Annotated in this window: 4 protein-coding genes; 1 reads left to right on the forward strand and 3 read right to left on the reverse strand. The window is 46.4% G+C overall.

From position 1 onward, the window contains the following. Window positions 1-256: 256 nt before the first annotated feature. Window positions 257-442, forward strand: coding sequence for a DUF4278 domain-containing protein (locus DXZ20_RS32890; RefSeq protein WP_006517942.1), 186 nt, complete (start codon window positions 257-259; stop codon window positions 440-442). A gap of 589 nt (window positions 443-1,031) precedes the next feature. Here DXZ20_RS32890 and DXZ20_RS32895 read toward each other — a convergent pair. The 3 genes from DXZ20_RS32895 to folK form a co-directional block, all read right to left on the reverse strand. After that, window positions 1,032-1,502, reverse strand: coding sequence for a hypothetical protein (locus tag DXZ20_RS32895; RefSeq protein WP_163668316.1), 471 nt, complete (start codon window positions 1,500-1,502; stop codon window positions 1,032-1,034). A 48-nt stretch (window positions 1,503-1,550) separates the two neighbouring features. Continuing rightward, window positions 1,551-2,102 carry an NUDIX hydrolase gene (locus DXZ20_RS32900; protein ID WP_163702930.1) on the reverse strand — a complete coding sequence of 184 codons (552 nt, stop codon included), beginning with the start codon at window positions 2,100-2,102 and terminating at the stop codon, window positions 1,551-1,553. Window positions 2,103-2,224: 122 nt separating this feature from the next. Further along, on the reverse strand, window positions 2,225-2,740 hold the full coding sequence (gene folK, locus DXZ20_RS32905) for a 2-amino-4-hydroxy-6-hydroxymethyldihydropteridine diphosphokinase (protein ID WP_163702931.1): 516 nt from the start codon (window positions 2,738-2,740) through the stop codon (window positions 2,225-2,227). Window positions 2,741-2,748 lie beyond the last annotated feature (8 nt).

The following is a 2,748-nucleotide window of genomic DNA, read 5'->3' on the forward strand; positions in this document are numbered from 1 at the left end:
TTTAGCAGCTCCAAGCTAGCGCCTCCGGAACACTGAACGTTTGTGGACACGAGGTCCAGTGCAAGGACAGCTTAGCCACACAATTAAGCAAATATTAAATTACACTTTAAGGTTTACTAACTTAGCCTTAATGCACCTCGATAGAATATAAACTGTAATCAATTACACAGTTTGATGTTTTTGGCGGGAAGTTTTAGCGATTTTCTTGCTGTCCAAAGATTTCTGTCATGGCATCTACACATTTGGAGGAACCGAGATGAAACTCTCATTTCTTGGCGCTCTCTACGAAGCGCACTTCGAAAATATTCAAGTAACTGATACTGAAAAGATTGGCACCTACCGTGGTGCGCCCCTTAAGCGCAAGGCATTTAAGGTTCCTAATCACCCCCATCAGCGTGTACAGCTCACCTATCGTGGCGTGAAATATAACCAAGAAGTCTAAAAGAGGGGTGGCAACCTCGCATTAGATGAAAATCGCAGGTATTCTAAGTTGAACTCAGGGAATGTCATTGCCGACTCTTTCCTCTCAGTAGAAACAAAGTATCGTATTGCCCTCTTTCTTCATTGATAGTGAAGAAAGAGTTTTTTATGTTTTTAGAGTTTTTGGCTAGGGCATTCTTCACTCCCCTGCACACCAAAGTTAGTGAAAGCAGCCATAATTTAGATCAAGATCACTCATGTTTTTTTCAGACTGCCATCACGTTTATTTCATATGAGCGCGTCAACCTAGGAACTATCAAGGTTCATTTCAAGCATCTACCAAGGGTGCATCACCTCTAAATCCACCACTGCCCCCATCCCTCTACATAGCTTTAAAAGCTGGAGGTCCCATGAAACTTTATTGGCTACCACTCCTAATTTTGGGCGCTCATTTCAGTGCTCTTACGCCAAAAGCCGCTGCCTTCGAGTTTGAGACTGTTCCCAAGACACCAACAGAAATTATTAATGATTCTACAAATAACGTAGATAAGTTGGCAGATCTAGAAGATGGGGAAAGCCCATGGGTAAAAACAGAAGATACTAGTATCTCCTTAGAGAAAGGATTTCATAGAAGACGATCCGGGCGCAGTCGATTTCGTCCTGATAGATTTCGGGGAGATATTCTCTTCCGAAACGGCAGCATCCGTCGAATCCACTTCAGACATGGGGAATTTCGGCGGGATGAAATTTTCTTCCGAAACCGGGAATTCCGTCATGGCAGTGTCCGCCATCATAATTTCTACCGTGGAAGATTTCGACATGGTAGACGTCATGATTTCCACCATGACCGGTTCCGACATGATCGATTTCGACACCATGATTTCTATCGCATCAGGATTCACTAAACTCTGGGTATTGACTACAACCCAGTGGCTAATCGTCTTATTACTATCAATGTCTACACCATTTTTTGTCTTCATTGCACCATAGAAATCCCAAATTATCCTTGAAAACAAATAATCAGCCCTCCATGTCGTCCCATAAAGGGCTGATGTACTGTCGGCACTTTGAGAAGCCAACATCAGTGTATGCCTACATAAGATGAGTGGATGTCTTCTAAAACTCTCGTTTTATTTATTCAAAAACGGTTTTGCCATAAAGTACCCGGCAATCGATTTTGCATCCACACCTTCACCACTAAGAACAGCTTTTTCAAACTCTTCTGGCGTCATCAAAACAACTTCAATATCCTCATCTTCATCCTGGGCTGGAGCTGTTTCTAGCTTCTCAAGGTCGCTTGCCAAAAACGCAAAAATATATTCATCAGAGTAACCGGGGGCCAATGGAAACTTGCCAAGATTGGTCCATTCGCTGGCACGATAACCAGTCTCTTCTTCTATCTCTCGTTGAATGGTTGTAAATGCATCTTCCTCTCTTTCAATCGTACCTGCCGGGAACTCTAACAATCTTCCTTGCACGGCAAAACGATATTGTCGGACCAGCACCAGCTTACCGTCAGGGGTAATGGGTATAGCCATCGCTCCCCCTGGATGGCGAATGCATTCCCACTGACCTTCCACTTTGTTGGGTAGACGGAGACGGTTGACTTCAAAGTCAAACTTACGTCCGGCGTAAAATAGACACTTTTTGAGTAGCTGAGGCGGTTCTAAACCAAGAGACATAGTGTTGGATGCAGTGAGGTAACGGGATCAGGTTACACCATGAGCCGCTGGCTAACTCCATTAAAGGCGCTTCGCTCAGCCAACTAATGCGATGAGAGCTGAGCGTAGTCAAAGCCCAGTCTCTAAGCCACCAGTGGATACACTCCAGCCGTATCAACCTGTCCCAATAATTCCTTCACGGTTCGCTGCCTGACGGGATGTCGCCAGTCCGCTGCAATTTCCGACAGGGGCACCAACACAAACGCCCGCTCATGCATTCTCGGATGCGGCAAAATCAGTCTGGGCGTATCTATGATCTGATCGCCATAGAACAGTAAATCCAAATCTAACGTACGAGGTCCCCAACGCTCACGCCGGATACGACCAAAGCTCGCCTCTGTCACTAGCAGTAACTGCAGCACCTGATCAGGACGCAGGGTGGTATGGAAAACAGCACTGGCATTGATGTAGTCAGGCTGGGGGGGACCCACTGGAGCGGTTTTGTAGAGTTGCGATCGCCGCCTCAACCGCATACCACCCCGATCAAGCTGTGCCAATGCTGCTTCAATGGTTTGCTCCGAGTCTCCCAGGTTACTGCCCAGGGCAATGGCACACGCCGTTTCCATACTGTTTTGCTGAGTCGTCACGAGCCCAGGCATGCCTGGGG

It is taken from the genome of Adonisia turfae CCMR0081 (genome assembly GCF_011009555.1).
Classification (GTDB): domain Bacteria; phylum Cyanobacteriota; class Cyanobacteriia; order Phormidesmidales; family Phormidesmidaceae; genus Leptothoe; species Leptothoe turfae.